Genomic DNA, 15,412 nt, shown 5'->3' on the forward strand with positions numbered 1-15,412 from the left:
GTTCCCGTTCAACAAACGGGAGCGCCAGCGTCGCTATCGCCGAGGCGTCCTTCCACAATGCAGTCTGTGCAGAGCAGATTCACGCCAAAGTGTGAAGAACCATAAATAATCCCTGTATCTCATCCCACGCCATGTAGCCAAGCAGTTGGTGAGAAAGGACTTGGGAGAGTCACGCCTTGGTGACGTAGCGTAGGATCTCGACCACCTGATCGGTGGTGGTCGCCCAGGCCATGGCCTGGGCATCGACTTCCTTGAGCGGATGGACTATCTCCTCGCCATGCAGGGAGACATATGGCTTGCCCAGGGCCGCACAGTAACCGGCATCGAAGGCGGCATTCCACTGTTTGTACTTGTCTCCGAAACGAACCACCACCAGGTCGCTCTGCTCGATCAGCGTCTTGGTGCGGATGGCATTAACCTTGGACGATTTATGATCACGCCAGAACGAATTACTCTCCTCCCCGAGATGATCACCGGCGGCGTCGCTGGCCGCGTGGTCGGTTACCGCCGAGGTAAAGACGATGTCCAGGCCGGCCGCCTCGGCGCCACGCTGAATGTCGTCACGCCAATCGGTGTGGATTTCACCGGAAAGGTAGACATAAAAGCTCATCGGAACTCCAGTAGATGGAAATGGAAACCCATCATAGCCGATGATACCGTCGTTGACTCCCGGACTGGTGAGCGTCCAGGAAGTAGGCTGGATCGTCGTCGGTGGGGCGCTTGAAATACGCTTTTTCTTGATGGCTGGGATCACGATCATTGATAGGTAGAAGGCTTCCCATAGTCTGGCAGCATAGATTACGCTCCCCCTTCTGCCATCGCCTGTACAAGGACACCGCATGACACCGGCCGATTCCCTGCGCCTGATTCTGCTCTCGTCGCTGTGGGGTATGTCATTCATCTTCATGCGGGTGGCGGTACCCGAGTTCGGCCCCGTGCCGCTGATTTTGGTTCGGATGGGCGTCGGCGCCCTGCTGCTGATCCCACTGCTGCTCAGCCTGCGCTACCTCAAGCTGGTCTGGGAAAACAAGGGCGCGCTGCTGCTGCTGGGCCTGATCAACCATGTACTGCCGTTCGTGCTGCTGGCCCTGGCCACGGTGCGCCTGGAGGCCGGCTTCACCTCGCTGATCAATGCCACTACTCCGATCTTAACCGCACTGCTCGGTGCGCTGTTCTTCACCACCCCGGTACAGCGCCAGCAATACCTGGGCCTCGCCCTCGCCTTCGTCGGAGTTTACGTGCTCTCGGCCAACCGGCTGGACTTCACACTGGGTGGCGACGGCTGGTTCATTGTTTCAGCGCTTGGGGCCACCTTCTGCTATGGCGTGGCGAGCAATTATTCCAAGACCTACATGTCACATCTACCGGTACCAGTGCTTGCCGCCGGCAGCACCGCGATGTCGGCGCTGATCCTGCTGATTCCCGGCCTGCTACTATGGCCCTCGGAGCCCATCAGCGGGCTGGCCTGGGCCAATGGCCTTGGCCTGGCGGTGTTCAGCACCACAGTGGCATTCCTGCTCTATTTCGGATTGATATCCAGTGCCGGTGCCACCGCCACCTCTACGGTCACCTTCCTGGTGCCGATCAGTGCGCTGTTGTGGGGCTATCTGCTGCTCGAGGAGCGACTCAGCCTGCAAATGCTGGTCGGCATGGCAATCACCCTGGTCGGCACCGCCATCGCCACGCGGATGATCCGGCTGCGCCAACGCAATGTGGCCTGAGTAATTGTCTGGCAGCGGAGAAAAAAAGGCGGTAGCGGCCAGATAGCCACTACCGCCTCTATGCGCTACTGATGGCCTCAGAAGTTCGGCTTGCGCTTCTCGACGAAGGCGCTCATGCCTTCGCTCTGCTCGTCACCGGCGAAGCAGCAGGCAAACAGGGCCGTTTCCAGCGCCAGGGCGCTGTCCAGATCCTGCTCCATGCCGTCGTGAACCGCCTGCTTGGCACCGCGCACCGCTAGCGGGCCGTTGCCGGACAGCTGCTTGGTCAATTCATCGGCGTAGGCCACGAGTTCGGCCTGGGGCATGACGCGGTTGACCAGGCCGATGCGCAGGGCCTCGTTGGCGTCGATCTTGCGGCCAGTGGTAACCAGGTCCAGCGCCATGGCCGGGCCGACACGCCGTGGTAGGCGCTGGGTGCCGCCAAATCCGGGGATCACGCCCAGCAGCACCTCGGGCTGACCGAAGACGGCATTATCGCTGGCTACGGCCCAGTCGCAGGCCAACGCCAGTTCGCAGCCGCCGCCAAGACAAAAGCCGTTAACCAGGGCGACCACCGGCACCGGTAGCGCTTCCAGTCGCTTGATGGTGCGCAGTGCCTGTCCGGCGAAGGCACGCGCCTCCTCCGGGGTCTTGTCGCGCATCTCAGCAATGTCGGCACCGGCAACGAAGGACTTCTCCCCCGAGCCGGTTATCAGCAAGGCACGCAGGTCGTCGCGCTTCTCCAGGTCTTCAAGAATCGCTTCCAGTTCAGCGAGCACGGCGCTGTTCAGCGCGTTCAATGCCTTGGGCCGGGTGATGGTCAGGCGTACGACGCCATCAAGATCGTCGATGTCGATCAGCTTCTCGCTCATGTGGGACTCCTGATCAGTACAAATGCTGTCTTGTTGAAGGGACACCAGTCTACCCTAGCGAACGCTTGGTAGGCCGGCAATCCCCTTTTTTGTCGAGATATGCCCGCACATGATTCGGACGCAGACAAGCCAGTGAAGCATTACTACATGCTGACAACGATTCTTCCGCGCACCTTGCCCTTCAGCAGCTCCTCAGCCTGTTTGATGGCATCATCAAGGCCAATGGTCTGGGTAATGGCATCCAGCTGTCCGGGATCTAGCAGTTCGCCCAGCCGACGCCAGGCCTCGATACGCTCCGAGTAGGGTTTCATGACACTGTCGATGCCAGCGAGCGTCACACCTCGAAGGATGAACGGGGCGACACTGGAAGGGAGATCCATGCCTTGCGCCAATCCACAGGCCGCCACCGTGCCACCGTAGCGTGTCGCTGCCAGGACGTTGGCCAGCGTATGACTGCCCACCGAGTCGATGGCACCGGCCCAGCGCTCCTTGGCTAGTGGCCGGCCGGGCGCCGACAGTTCTCCGCGGTCAATGATCTGCTGCGCACCCAGCTCTCGCAGGTACGCCGCTTCCTGCGGCCGCCCGGTTGCGGCGATGACGCGATAACCCAGTCGCGACAGCAGTGCAATGGCATAGCTCCCGACACCGCCGTTTGCGCCGGTCACCAGCACATCTCCCTGGTCCGGAGCGACGCCCTGACGCTCCAGCGTCATGACGGCGAGCATCGCCGTGTAGCCGGCAGTGCCTATGGCCATGGTTTGGCGAGCGCTGAAGGCAGAGGGAAGAGGAATCAGCCAACGACTCTCCAGGCGCGCCTTTTCGGCCAAACCGCCCCAATGCGTCTCGCCTACACCCCAGCCGTTGAGCAGGACACGGTCACCCGGCTGGTAGTCAGCGGAAGAAGATTCTTCCACCGTCCCTGCCAGGTCTATCCCCGGCACCATGGGAAAATTCCTGACCACCGGACCCTTGCCGGTGATGGCGAGCGCATCCTTGTAGTTGAGCGTGCTGCAGTCGACCCGAACGGTCACATCGCCGTCCGGTAGCTGCGAATCATCCAGTGTCTGGATGCCGACCCGCTGATTTGCCTCCTGCTTCTCGATCAAGATCGCCTTGAACATTGCTCACCTCCTGAGAAGAATCTTGATGGTCTCGTTACTCGTAGACGTGAAAGCCGCGGCCCGCCTTTCTGCCCAAGTAGCCGGCAGCGACCATGCGCTTGAGTAGCGGACAGGGCCGGTACTTGGGGTCACCGAAGCCCTCCTGCAGCACCTCCATGATCGCCAGGCAGACATCCAAGCCAATCAGGTCGCCCAATGCCAGCGGCCCCATGGGATGGGCGGCCCCGAGTTTCATCGACTGGTCGATGTCCTCGGCGGTCGCGGCCCCTTCCTGCAGCAGGAAGGCCGCCTCGTTGATCATCGGCACCAGCAGGCGGTTGACGGCGAACCCAGGCGAGTCGGCGATGGCCACCGCGGTCTTGCCCAAGGCCTCGGCCAATGTCTCGATCTGCACCACGGTGGCGTCACTGGTCTGCTCGGCACGAATCACTTCGACCAACTTGAGCACCGGCACCGGGTTGAAGAAGTGCATACCGACCACCCGCTCGGGACGCTCGCACACCGCGGCAAGACGGGTCAGCGACAACGATGAGGTATTGGAGGCAAGAATCGCATCAAAGCTCAGCCGACTGAGGTCGCGGAACAGTTTTTCCTTAAGTGCCGGCTGCTCCGGTGCTGCCTCGATGATTACGCTGCAGTCACACAGGGCGTCCAGTGCTGTGGTCACCGCAAGCCGCTCCATGGCCGACGCCTTGTCGGCCTCGGAGAGTTTCTCCTTGGCCACCAGCTTGCTCAGCCCTTTGTCGATACCCGCTTGAGCACGGGTGAGCTGCTCATCGGCCACGTCATAAAGCTGGACCGAGAAGCCGCTTGTCGCCAGGACTTGTGCGATGCCCTGCCCCATGGTTCCCGCGCCAACCACACCAATCTGCTGTGAGTTCATATATGTCACTCTCCTGTGAGGCGTTACGACTTGCGCGCTTCTTCACGCAGCACGAATTTCTGAATTTTGCCGGTGGAGGTCTTGGGCAGTTCGCTGAAGATCACCGTCTTGGGCACCTTGAAGCGGGCCAGGTGCTCGCGGCAATGCTCGATGATGTCCGCTTCAGAAACCTCGCCGTAACCCACCTTGAGCTTGACGAAGGCACAGGGTGTCTCACCCCACTTCTCGTCGGGCTTCGCCACCACGGCAGCCTCTTCCACGGCCGGATGTGTATAGATGGCATTTTCCACTTCGATGGTGGAGATGTTTTCGCCACCGGAAATGATGATGTCCTTGGAGCGGTCCTTGATCTCGATGTAACCATCCGCATGCCATACTGCCAGATCGCCAGTGTGATACCAGCCACCCTCCAGAGACTGCTCGGTTGCCGCCTCGTTCTTGAGGTAGCCCTTCATTACGTTATTACCACGCATCAATATTTCGCCAACCGTCTCGCCATCCTTGGGTACAGGCTCAAGGGTATTGGCATCGGCGACACAGAGGGCTTCGAGCATATGGTAGCGTACGCCCTGGCGCGATTTGATCTTCGCCCGCTCCTCCACCGGCAGCTCATTCCACGCCTCGCGCCAGGCGCATACGGTCACCGGCCCGTAGACCTCAGTGAGACCATAGACATGCGTCACCTCGATACCGAGCTTCTCGACCCCGGCGATCACCGAAGCTGGTGGCGCAGCACCGGCGGTGGTGACCTTCACCGGGTGGTCGAACACGCGCTTCTGCTCCACAGGAAGATTGACCAGGCCGTTGAGCACGATGGGGGCGCCGCTGAAGTGGGTCACACCCTCGTCAGCGATAAGGTCCATGATCTTCTTCGGGTCGACCCTGCGCAGGCACACGCTGGTACCGGCATTGGCGGCAATGGTCCATGGGAAGCACCAACCATTGCAATGAAACATTGGCAGTGTCCACAGATAGATCGGATGATGCGGCATGGCCCATTCGAGGATGTTGCTCACGGCATTCAGGTAGGCCCCCCGATGGTGATACACCACACCCTTTGGCTTGCCGGTGGTACCGGAGGTGTAGTTGAGCGAGATTGCCTGCCACTCGTCCTCGGGCAACCGGTAGGCGTAGTCGGGGTCGCCCTCCGACAGCAGGGCCTCATACTCCAGCTCACCGATATGACGGGCTTCGCCATCGAAGAGGGCATCGTCCACGTCGATCATCAGCGGCTTGATCGCCAGCCGCGAGACGGCCTCCTCGATGACGTCGGCAAACTCTGGATCCACCAGAACCGCTTGGGCCTCACCATGTTCGAGCATGTAGGCGATGGCCTCCACATCCAGCCGAATGTTCAGGGTATTGAGCACGCAGCCTGCCAGCGGTACGCCAAAGTGGGCCTCGAACATTGCCGGCACGTTGGGGAGCATGGCGGCTACCGTTTCGCCGGGCTTGATACCGCGCTTTTCCAGCGCCGAGGCGAGCCGGCGGCAGCGCGCCCAGGTCTCGGCCCAGTTACGGCGGATATCACCGTGGATGACCGCCGGGTAGTCCGGGTAAACAGAAGCGCTACGCTCGATAAAGGTCAGCGGCGACAGCGGTACGTGGTTGGCCTGCCTCTTGGGCAGGCCCTGTTCGAAGATGCTGTTGTTCATGGTGGGCTCCGAGTGAGTGTCGTTTTTATGGGGATGCAGAAGTCTAGCGCACCGGCCACCGCTTTGACGGCCGGTGCAAATGCTACTCAGGGAAGCGTGACGTCGAAGTCTTGCAGGCTCGCCATTCCCGCTTCGATCACGCTGCGGTTGGCGCGGCCTACCGGCAACCACTGGCGCAGGGCGAAGTCGGCGGCGGCCAGCTTGGCCTGGTAGAACGGTTCGTTGCTACCGGCGGCCTGGGCGGCGCTGGCCTTAAGGGCGGACTGCCCCATCTGCCAGGCGCACAGCACATGGCCAGCCAGGTTGAGGAAAGGCGTGGCGTAGGCCTGGATGGCGTCCGGACCCCGCTGGGGGTCGCGGCCCTGTTCAAGCACGACAGCCATGGCCGCTTGCAGGTCGGCGGCACCGGCGGCAAGGCTTTCACCCATGGTTGCAAGCTCGCTACTGTCACGCAGTTCGCTGGCCGTGGCCTCGACCTCCTCGATCAAGCCAGCCAGAGCCGCACCGCCGTCACGCTGTAACTTGCGGCCGGCCAGGTCGAGCGCCTGAATGCCGTTGGTGCCTTCGTAGATCGGTGCGATGCGGGCATCGCGCAACAACTGAGCGGCACCGGTCTCCTCAATGAAGCCCATGCCGCCGTGAACCTGCACCCCCATGGAGGCGATATCCACCGCCTGATCGGTGGAGAAACTCTTGACCACCGGAATCAGCACGTCAGCCCGAGCCTGAGCGACCTCGCGCTCTCCAGCACCTCCATGGCGCGCCACGTCGAGCTGAGCCGCACAGTAAAGCGCCAGGGCGCGCAGGGCGTCGGTACGGGCACGCATCGACAACAGCATGCGACGCACATCGAGATGCTCGCTGATGGTGACTTCAGTGCCCCGTGCCTTGCCCTGCACGCGATCCAGCGCATAGGCAAAGGCGTGTTGGCTGGCACGCTCGGCCACACCGATACCCTGGATACCAACCTTGTGGCGAGCCTCGTTCATCATGGTGAACATGTGGTTGAGGCCACGCCCCTTCTCGCCCACCAGGTAGCCGATGGCGCCTTCGCTCTCGCCGAAGCTCAGGGTGCAGGTGGGTGAGCCATGAATGCCAAGCTTGTGCTCGATGGAGGCACAGACCACGTCGTTACGCTCACCCAGGGAACCGTCGTCATTGATCAGGGGCTCAGTTACCAAGTACTTCGGCACCAGGAACAGCGAGATGCCCTTGTTGCCCTCGGGGGCGTCCGGGGTACGGGCTAGTACCAGGTGGATGATATTCTCGGCGGCTTCGTGCTCGCCCCAGGTGATGAAGATCTTCTGACCAAACAGCCGATAGTGATCACCCTCTTCATCAGGGCATGGCACCGCACGGGTACGCACCTTGGAAAGGTCGGATCCGGCCTGGGGCTCGGTGAGATTCATGGTGCCGGTCCAGCTGCCCTCGACCAGCTTGGGCAGGTAGGTCTCCTTGAGCGCGTGGCTACCGTGGTGCGCCAGCGCCTCGATGGCGCCGGCGGTTAGCATCGGGCAAAGCCCCAATGCCATGTTGGCGCCGTGAAGCATCTCCTGCACGCTGCTTGCCACCACCTCGGGCAGCCCCTGGCCACCCAGTGCCTCGGACACACCAATACCGTTCCAGCCGCCCTCGACATAGGCCCGGTACGCTTCGATGAAGCCATCGGGCAGGGTCACGCCACCATCTTCATGGCGGGTACAGCCCTGCTGGTCACCGCTGGCATTCAACGGCCCCCACACCCCGCCCGCCAGCTTGGCGGCTTCCTCAAGTACCGCTTCGACCAGGTCCGGGCTGACCTCCTCGAAGCCAGGCAGGGCCAGCGAGCGATGCTCGAGCAGCTCCTCGAGCACGAATCGAAGGTCACGAACAGGGGCAGTGTAGGGAAACATGACAGTACCTCGGGAAAATGATAGCCGGAATAGTAGATGCACTACTTTTCGTTAACCATTATCCCTAGGTTGCAGGCGATTCGCCAGCCAAAGGCAATGCGCCCGATACACAAGACATCGGGCGCAGAAAACGAGGGGGAAAAAGCCATCCGCTTCAGCCGCGGGAGGCACTCGCCGTGTCATCTGGCAACCGCTGCTTGTCGGGCGCCGTGGGGGGCGCCTCCCCATCCTCGTAGTAGGCGATATGCGACTCATCGGGGGGCGGCGGACCAACCAGCGGCTCGACCGTATCCACCTCCGGCACCGCACCGGACAGATCCTCTACGTGCTCGTGTTCGGTTGCGCCTTGCATCAGCTCCTCGGTCACAGCCAGCTCGGCACCGGCCGACGACATGGGCGTAGAAGGCGAGAACGGAGCCACCGGCAGCGGCGCCGGTCGAACGCTTCGCCGCCAACCGAAGAAGACCACCATGCTGATGCTCATGGCACCAAAGGCCCAGAACAGGCCAGTATCGCCCACCGCCGCCATGATCGGCGAAATCAGCGGCGGGCTCACGGTGGAGCCTATGGCATTGATGAGCAGCAGGCCCTGGCTCATGCGTACGAGAGCTCCCGCCGGGGCACGGTCAGCGGCATGGCCTACCGCAACCGGGTAAAGCGCGAAGACGCCGCCACCGAGCAGGAAGAGCAAACTCGCCAATATCCAGGTATTCAGCGGCAACAGCAGCATGCCAGCCGAAATCAGCGTACAGAAGGTGCCGATCAGGATCAGTACCATCTGACGATCGTGGCGATCGGACCAGCGGCCGATGGGGTATTGCAGCAACATCGCCCCCAGGATCACCACCGCCATCATCTGGCCAATCTGGTTCACCGTCAGGCCGATGCGCTGCAGGTAAAGCGGCAGTAGTGAATAGACGGCAGCCACCGCCAACCCCGAGCCGAAGCTACCCATCACCCCGGTCGGCGTAAGGGTGATCAGGCGCATCGGCGAGAGCGGCTCGGCATGCTCGATCAGTGGTGACACCCGTGGGATCATGGCCATGGGCAGCACCGACAGCGACGCCAGCATACCGATCACCATGAACGGCGCGGTGACACCCATGGCATCAGTCACGCCCAGCAGCAACTGGCCGAGGACACCGGCGGCATATAGCGAGATCATGTAGAGTGCCAGCAGGCGGCCGCGAACCTTTTGGTCTCCGGAGGTGAGCAGCCAGCTCTCGATGACCAGATAGACTCCCACCGTGGCCCAGCCGCCGATCAAGCGAAGCCCGAACCAGGAGATGGGGTCAAGCCACAGCCCTTGAAGCAACACGGTGACCGCAACCAGTGACGCGAAACTCCCATAGGCGCGAATATGGCCGATACGCAGCAGCAGCCGGTCGTTGAACATCGCGCCCAGCGCCAGACCAATGAAGTAGGCCGACGAGACCCAGCCGATCACCACCGGAGACTCGCCCGCTGCGTCCAGACGCAGGGTGATCAGCGTGGCCAGGAAGCCATTACCGATCCCCAGAATGAAAAGTCCCAACAGGGGCGCCAGGGCCATGGCCAACAATTGCCGCGACATGAAGGGCCTCTCGACAGCGGTGGAAGAAACAGCAAGTAAGGCAACGATGGGTAACAGTGTGGCAGGACCTGCCGAGAATGCCCGCCAGGCTTCTCACGATACACAAGCGTCCGTGAGGCGGGATGTCGCGGCGCAAATCATACGCCGCCATCCCCATAAGTCAACGCAGAAACAGCACTTTCATGCCTGCATAACAGAGACTTATCGAAAAACAAGCAGTACCCCTGCTGGACGTTGGCTTTGGGTGCGCTTACCTTCGCTTGCACTGCAAGAGGGCCACATCGGCGGCAGGCAGCTCGAGGCGCATGTCGAGATGGCGGGCCAACCACACGAAGGTGGCCTCGCTGAAGAAAACCACATGAGTGGGGTCGAGAATATAGTGCCAACGGGCAAAGGCTTGCTGGGTGGTGACCCGCTTGGTCATCAGCCCCAGCCAGCCAGCGGGCCGCAGCACGCTCGCCAGTCGCTTGAGCTCACGCCCCGGTTCGAAGAGGTGCTCGGCCACTTCGGTGGCGGTGACGAAATCGTATTTACGCTGCAGGGCCGCGGGGTCGGGTGCGTAGAAGGGATCGAAGATCGCCATGGGGTGTCCCGCCTCCTCGAACATGACCGAGAGGGTCGGGCCGGGGCCGGCACCGAAATCGAGGCCGCAGGCACCCGGTGCCAGCCGAGCGCGCAGCGGCGTGTAAAGCCGTGACAGGAACTGCCGATAACCGGTGTCGCCGGGACTGTTCCGGTGCTGATCGTAGACCGCTTTCTCCGCGTCAGGAGCAAGGCGCTGAGCAGGCGGCACGAAGACCAGCTCGCACTGTTCACACTGGTGGTAGTCACGTCGGACATCGCGATGGTAGTGGCGCGTATCGCAAGATCCGCATAGCGGGCAGGTCAGCATCATCGTATCCTCTGTGCCAGTACAACCTTTCAAGGAGATGTGAATGCTGTCAGGTCTGGACCACCTGGTCATCACCGTGACCGACATTTCCCGCGCTGTCGACTTCTATTCGCGGGTGCTGGGGCTCGAAGTGCGCTATCGCGACCGTGAACGCGTCGACCTGATCCTCGGCGACGTGGCCCTGCGACTGCAATGGACAGCTACCGACATCGAGCCCCGTGCCGCCACCCCCACGCCGGGGAGCCTCGACCTTTGCCTGCGCAGCCTGCTGCCGCTGGACGAAGTGCAGCGACACCTGGAAGCGCTCGATGTTGCGGTGGAGCTCGGTCCGGTCGACCGCCAGGGCGCCACCGGGCCCATCGAGTCGCTCTACCTGCGCGACCCGGACGGCAACCTGCTGGAGATCAGCCGGCCGCTGAAGACGGCCAGCGAATAACCGCCGACTGGCATTGTCCCGTCTGGCCGGTATCATTGGAGTTGGCCAACTTAGCAAGACACCTCGCCATTCACTTGCTGGACGTGACATGACCGATAATCTGCACCCCGATGATGACCGTGACCACCGGGCCGTGACCGACCCGGGCTCACCCGACACCACCATACCCATCGTCATCTATGCGCTGTTTCTGGCCGGCATCGTCAGCGGCGGGCTGACACAGGTGATCGGTGTGGTTATCGCCTATGTCTACCGCGGCAAGGGGCCACACTGGCTCGACGAGCACTACCGCTATCAGATCCGCACCTTCTGGATGTCGATGCTCTATTTTGCGGTCTCCGGCCTGCTGACGCTTATCATGATCGGCTTCGTCACCTGGCTGCTGGCGGTGATCTGGCTGGTGATTCGCTGCGTAAAAGGGCTCAAGAGCCTGCAGGAGAAGCGCGCGCCCGATAACGTGGACACCTGGCTGTTCTGAGGCTCATGAGCGCATCACGATCCCGTTCCAGCGCCATTCAGGCGCGTCTCGCCACCACGCTGTGGCGAACCCTCGCCGGTCGTCGCCTCGCCAGCCTGTGGCGTCTTTCCCGCCTGGTCGGCCCACTGGTGTATCGCTTCAGTCGGCGCGAGCGAGACGTCACCGAGATCAATCTGGCCCAGGTCTACCCCGACCAGAGCGCGGCAGCGCGTCGTGGCCTGGCCCGCGAAAGCCTCACGCACTCCACCGCCACCATGCTCGAACTGGGCTTCGCCTGGATGGCCGACCCGGCCCGGGTCGAGGCCGCCATCGTCGAAGTCCACGGCCGGGAACTGCTCGACGAGGCCCGCGCCCAGGGACGAGGCGTCATCGTGCTGGCGCCGCATTTCGGCAACTGGGAGGTGCTCAACTTCTGGCTCTCCAGCCACTTCCCCTTCACCGCCATGTATGAGCCGCCCAAGGTCGACGAACTCGACCCCGTGACCCGTGAAGGCCGCGAGCGCATGGGCGCCAAGCTGGTACCCACCAACCCCCGCGGCGTGGCGGCACTGCTCAAGGCCCTCAAGCGCTGCGAAGCCATCGGCATCCTGCCTGACCAGGAACCCAGCTGGGGCAGCGGCGTCTTCGCCCCCTTCTACGGCCGCCTGGCCTACACCGCGACCCTGCTCCCCAAGCTCGTGGCCCGCACCGACGCACGGGTCGTCACCGGCGTGGCCAAGCGCACCCCCGGCCGCGGCTTCGCCATTCACTTCCTGGCCGCCGACGCACGCGTCTACGAGACCGACGAGACCGCCTCGGCCACCGGCGTTAATGCCTGCGTCGAGGATGCCATCGCGCTGGACCCTGCCCAGTACCAGTGGGAGTACAAGCGATACCGCAAGGTGATCGAGGAGCAGCAAGGGCATCCGGAGCATGGCTCCTTCCGGCTTTACTAGAATATCTTATGAATTTATTAGAAATAGTTTCCATGATTTTGTCTTCTTGATGGCTGGCACCACGCTGCCAGCCTGCTAGACTGGTGCAGACGCTTGACGGGGTGCCGGTGGAACCGGCTGAGATCGCCATACGACATTGCTTTTTGAGCAGTCGTCACGGCGGGGCCCGTAGAACCTGATCCGGCTCGTACCGGCGTAGGGATCAAGCGGTGGCCCCCTTCGCGGCACCTACCGTCGCCTGACCCCAGCCACCTCTTCCTTCCCCCGCCCACACTCCGGATCCCCTCACTACCGGAGGCAAGATGGGCTATCGCTTTACCGACCTCACCGCCGCCTGCCAGGACGACTGGCGCGCCTATATCGAGCACGACTTCGTGCGCGCTCTCGGGAACGGCACCCTGGCCGAGGATGCTTTCCGCCACTACCTGCAGCAGGACTACCTGTTCCTTATCCACTTTGCCCGAGCCTATGCGCTGGCCGCCTACAAGAGCCGCACCCTGGCCGACCTGCGCCAGGCACATGAAGGTTTGAAGGCCATCGTCGACGTGGAGCTGGGTCTGCACGTGGGCTACTGCCGCGAATGGGGCATCAGCGAAGAGGAGTTGGCCCGGCTGCCCGAGGCGCGAGCCACCATGGCTTATACCCGCTATGTGCTGGATACCGGCAATCGCGGCGACCTGCTCGACCTTCACGTGGCCCTGGCACCCTGCCTGATCGGCTATGGCGAGATCGCCAACTGGCTGAATGGCCGGCCGGACACCGTCCGCGGTGATGCCAACCCCTATGACGCCTGGATCGGCATGTATGAGGGCGACGAGTTTCAGGGCGCCATGCGCGCCGAACTGGAATGGCTCGATGCGCGCCTGGCCGACGTCACCCCGACGCGCCTCAAAGAGCTTACCGACGTATTTCGCGACGCCACGCGACTAGAGATCGACTTCTGGCAGATGGGGCTGGACCGCAGCCTCTGAGCCTTCCCCAACGACAACAAACGCAACAAGGATTTCCACCCATGAGCAAGACTCAGCACTTCCTCGCCGATACCGCCATGGTCGACGAGGCCGCCATCCAGCCGCTGCCCGGCTCGCGCAAGGTCCACATCGAAGGCTCACGCCCCGACATTCGCGTACCCTTCCGCGAGATATCGCTGTCGCCAACGAAAACCTCCGCTGCGGACGAAGAGAACCCGCCGCTACTGGTCTACGATACCTCTGGCCCCTATACCGACCCCGAGATCAGTGTCGATCTGCGCCGTGGCCTGCCGGAGCTGCGCCGTACCTGGATTGAAGAGCGCGGCGACACCGAATTCCTCGATGGGCCCACCTCTGAATACGGGCAGCGCCGTGCCAACGACCCCATGCTCGCCCAGCTGCGCTTCGACCTGAAACGCACGCCACGCCGCGCAAGAGCCGGAATGAACGTCACCCAGCTGCACTACGCTCGCCAGGGGATCGTCACGCCGGAGATGGAATTTATCGCCATCCGCGAGAACCAGCGGCGCCAAGCGCTGGGCACGGCAGAAGTCGAGCGTATCCTCGGCCATCAGCATCCCGGCCAGGGCTTCGGTGCCCGCCTGCCGGAAGAGATCACCCCGGAGTTCGTGCGCGCCGAAGTCGCCGCCGGCCGAGCGATCATCCCCTGTAACATCAACCACCCTGAATCGGAGCCGATGATCATCGGCCGCAACTTCCTGGTGAAGATCAACGGCAACCTGGGCAACTCGGCGGTCACCTCCTCCATCGAGGAGGAGGTCGACAAGATGACCTGGGGCATCCGCTGGGGCTCGGATACCATCATGGACCTCTCCACCGGCCAGAACATCCACGAGACCCGCGAGTGGATCATCCGCAACGCGCCGGTGCCCATCGGCACCGTGCCGATCTACCAGGCCCTGGAGAAGGTCAACAGCGTCGCCGAGGACCTCACCTGGGAGGTCTTCCGCGACACCTTGATCGAGCAGGCCGAGCAGGGCGTGGACTACTTCACCATCCACGCCGGGGTGCTACTGCGCTACGTGCCGCTCACCGCCAAGCGTGTCACCGGCATCGTCTCCCGCGGCGGCTCGATCATGGCCAAGTGGTGCCTGTTCCATCACCGGGAGAGCTTCCTCTACACCCACTTCGAGGAGATCTGCGAGATCTGCAAGCAGTACGACGTGGCGTTCTCCCTGGGTGACGGCCTGCGTCCCGGCTCGGTGGCCGACGCCAACGACGAGGCCCAGATGGCCGAACTCAAGACCCTGGGCGAGCTGACCCACATCGCCTGGAAGCACGACGTCCAGGTGATGATCGAGGGCCCCGGCCACGTGCCCATGCACCTGGTGAAGGAGAACATGGACAAGCAGCTCGAGTACTGTGACGAGGCGCCCTTCTACACCCTCGGCCCGCTGGTCACCGATATCGCCCCGGGCTACGACCACATCACCTCCGGCATCGGCGCGGCGATGATCGGCTGGTTCGGCTGCGCCATGCTCTGCTACGTGACGCCCAAGGAGCACCTGGGCCTGCCCAACAAGGACGACGTCAAGACCGGCATCATCACCTACAAGATCGCCGCCCACGCCGCCGACCTCGCCAAGGGGCACCCGGCCGCCCAGCGCCGCGACAACGCCCTCTCCAAGGCGCGCTTCGAGTTCCGCTGGGAGGACCAGTTCAATCTCGGCCTGGACCCGGATACCGCCCGGGAGTACCACGACGAGACCCTGCCCAAGGACTCCGCCAAGGTGGCCCACTTCTGCTCCATGTGCGGGCCGAAGTTCTGCTCCATGAAGATCAGCCAGGAGGTCCGCGACTACGCTAGGGACAACGGCCTCGATGGCGATCAGGAAGCGGTGATGAAAGGCATGGAGGAGCAGGCGGAAAAATTCAGGAAGGAGGGTGCCGAGCTCTACAAGGAAGTCTGATCTTTCCCGATGCTTTCTTTCCCGATGCTTGGAAAACGTTGCACGCCGGCCAATGGCCGGCGTGTTTTTTTTT

Annotated in this window: 14 protein-coding genes and 1 riboswitch; of the genes, 6 read left to right on the plus strand and 8 right to left on the minus strand. The window is 62.6% G+C overall.

Translation table 11 applies throughout. The features are described from left to right. Positions 1–169: 169 nt before the first annotated feature. Positions 170–610 (minus strand): YtoQ family protein, encoded by a 441-nt coding sequence (locus DU490_RS04055; protein ID WP_114573058.1) that lies wholly within the window; start codon positions 608–610, stop codon positions 170–172. 229 nt (positions 611–839) lie between these two features. On the opposite strand from DU490_RS04055, the gene DU490_RS04060 reads away from it, so the two are divergent. Continuing rightward, complete coding sequence (locus DU490_RS04060) at positions 840–1,721, plus strand: DMT family transporter (protein WP_114573059.1); 882 nt, start codon at positions 840–842, stop codon at positions 1,719–1,721. Between the two features lie 77 nt (positions 1,722–1,798). Here the strand turns inward: DU490_RS04060 and DU490_RS04065 are convergent, their stop codons facing one another. From DU490_RS04065 to DU490_RS04095, 7 genes are all read right to left on the minus strand, one after another. After that, a complete protein-coding gene (locus DU490_RS04065) occupies positions 1,799–2,572 on the minus strand; it encodes an enoyl-CoA hydratase-related protein (RefSeq protein ID WP_114573060.1) in 774 nt (257 codons plus the stop codon). Between the two features lie 143 nt (positions 2,573–2,715). Then, entirely contained in the window at positions 2,716–3,693 is a 978-nt protein-coding gene (locus tag DU490_RS04070; protein WP_114573061.1) for an MDR family oxidoreductase, read from the minus strand. 34 nt (positions 3,694–3,727) lie between these two features. Continuing rightward, entirely contained in the window at positions 3,728–4,576 is an 849-nt protein-coding gene (locus DU490_RS04075; protein WP_114573062.1) for a 3-hydroxybutyryl-CoA dehydrogenase, read from the minus strand. 23 nt (positions 4,577–4,599) lie between these two features. Next, positions 4,600–6,231: an acyl-CoA synthetase gene (locus DU490_RS04080; RefSeq protein WP_114573063.1), complete on the minus strand. Its 1,632-nt coding sequence runs from the start codon at positions 6,229–6,231 to the stop codon at positions 4,600–4,602. Between the two features lie 86 nt (positions 6,232–6,317). Further along, positions 6,318–8,123: an acyl-CoA dehydrogenase gene (locus tag DU490_RS04085; RefSeq protein ID WP_114573064.1), complete on the minus strand. Its 1,806-nt coding sequence runs from the start codon at positions 8,121–8,123 to the stop codon at positions 6,318–6,320. Between the two features lie 154 nt (positions 8,124–8,277). Continuing rightward, positions 8,278–9,696: an MFS transporter gene (locus tag DU490_RS04090; protein ID WP_114573065.1), complete on the minus strand. Its 1,419-nt coding sequence runs from the start codon at positions 9,694–9,696 to the stop codon at positions 8,278–8,280. Positions 9,697–9,946: 250 nt separating this feature from the next. Then, positions 9,947–10,591 carry a class I SAM-dependent methyltransferase gene (locus tag DU490_RS04095; RefSeq protein WP_114573066.1) on the minus strand — a complete coding sequence of 215 codons (645 nt, stop codon included), beginning with the start codon at positions 10,589–10,591 and terminating at the stop codon, positions 9,947–9,949. 40 nt (positions 10,592–10,631) lie between these two features. On the opposite strand from DU490_RS04095, the gene DU490_RS04100 reads away from it, so the two are divergent. The 5 genes from DU490_RS04100 to thiC all read left to right on the plus strand — a co-directional run bounded on the left by DU490_RS04100 (position 10,632) and on the right by thiC (position 15,339). Further along, positions 10,632–11,024 carry a VOC family protein gene (locus DU490_RS04100; protein ID WP_114573067.1) on the plus strand — a complete coding sequence of 131 codons (393 nt, stop codon included), beginning with the start codon at positions 10,632–10,634 and terminating at the stop codon, positions 11,022–11,024. 88 nt (positions 11,025–11,112) lie between these two features. After that, positions 11,113–11,502 carry a hypothetical protein gene (locus tag DU490_RS04105; RefSeq protein WP_181869951.1) on the plus strand — a complete coding sequence of 130 codons (390 nt, stop codon included), beginning with the start codon at positions 11,113–11,115 and terminating at the stop codon, positions 11,500–11,502. 5 nt (positions 11,503–11,507) lie between these two features. Next, positions 11,508–12,437: a lysophospholipid acyltransferase family protein gene (locus tag DU490_RS04110; protein WP_114573068.1), complete on the plus strand. Its 930-nt coding sequence runs from the start codon at positions 11,508–11,510 to the stop codon at positions 12,435–12,437. Between the two features lie 87 nt (positions 12,438–12,524). Continuing rightward, positions 12,525–12,656: riboswitch (TPP riboswitch) on the plus strand. 83 nt (positions 12,657–12,739) lie between these two features. Further along, a complete protein-coding gene (gene tenA / locus DU490_RS04115) occupies positions 12,740–13,408 on the plus strand; it encodes a thiaminase II (protein WP_114573069.1) in 669 nt (222 codons plus the stop codon). A 41-nt stretch (positions 13,409–13,449) separates the two neighbouring features. Then, entirely contained in the window at positions 13,450–15,339 is a 1,890-nt protein-coding gene (thiC, locus tag DU490_RS04120; RefSeq protein WP_114573070.1) for a phosphomethylpyrimidine synthase ThiC, read from the plus strand. The last annotated feature ends 73 nt before the right edge of the window (positions 15,340–15,412 follow it).

Source organism: Halomonas sp. DQ26W (assembly GCF_003339685.1).
In the GTDB taxonomy this organism is placed as follows: domain Bacteria; phylum Pseudomonadota; class Gammaproteobacteria; order Pseudomonadales; family Halomonadaceae; genus Halomonas.

What these genes read in the sequence shown, in the direction of transcription:
- thiC (WP_114573070.1), top strand. Translation starts at nt 13,450, where the DNA reads ATGAGCAAGACTCAGCACTTCCTCGCCGATACCGCCATGGTCGACGAG.
- DU490_RS04105 (WP_181869951.1), top strand. Translation starts at nt 11,113, where the DNA reads ATGACCGATAATCTGCACCCCGATGATGACCGTGACCACCGGGCCGTG.
- tenA (WP_114573069.1), top strand. Translation starts at nt 12,740, where the DNA reads ATGGGCTATCGCTTTACCGACCTCACCGCCGCCTGCCAGGACGACTGG.
- DU490_RS04100 (WP_114573067.1), top strand. Translation starts at nt 10,632, where the DNA reads ATGCTGTCAGGTCTGGACCACCTGGTCATCACCGTGACCGACATTTCC.
- DU490_RS04095 (WP_114573066.1), bottom strand. Translation starts at nt 10,591, where the DNA reads ATGATGCTGACCTGCCCGCTATGCGGATCTTGCGATACGCGCCACTAC.
- DU490_RS04075 (WP_114573062.1), bottom strand. Translation starts at nt 4,576, where the DNA reads ATGAACTCACAGCAGATTGGTGTGGTTGGCGCGGGAACCATGGGGCAG.
- DU490_RS04065 (WP_114573060.1), bottom strand. Translation starts at nt 2,572, where the DNA reads ATGAGCGAGAAGCTGATCGACATCGACGATCTTGATGGCGTCGTACGC.
- DU490_RS04055 (WP_114573058.1), bottom strand. Translation starts at nt 610, where the DNA reads ATGAGCTTTTATGTCTACCTTTCCGGTGAAATCCACACCGATTGGCGT.
- DU490_RS04070 (WP_114573061.1), bottom strand. Translation starts at nt 3,693, where the DNA reads ATGTTCAAGGCGATCTTGATCGAGAAGCAGGAGGCAAATCAGCGGGTC.
- DU490_RS04110 (WP_114573068.1), top strand. Translation starts at nt 11,508, where the DNA reads ATGAGCGCATCACGATCCCGTTCCAGCGCCATTCAGGCGCGTCTCGCC.
- DU490_RS04060 (WP_114573059.1), top strand. Translation starts at nt 840, where the DNA reads ATGACACCGGCCGATTCCCTGCGCCTGATTCTGCTCTCGTCGCTGTGG.
- DU490_RS04080 (WP_114573063.1), bottom strand. Translation starts at nt 6,231, where the DNA reads ATGAACAACAGCATCTTCGAACAGGGCCTGCCCAAGAGGCAGGCCAAC.
- DU490_RS04085 (WP_114573064.1), bottom strand. Translation starts at nt 8,123, where the DNA reads ATGTTTCCCTACACTGCCCCTGTTCGTGACCTTCGATTCGTGCTCGAG.
- DU490_RS04090 (WP_114573065.1), bottom strand. Translation starts at nt 9,696, where the DNA reads ATGTCGCGGCAATTGTTGGCCATGGCCCTGGCGCCCCTGTTGGGACTT.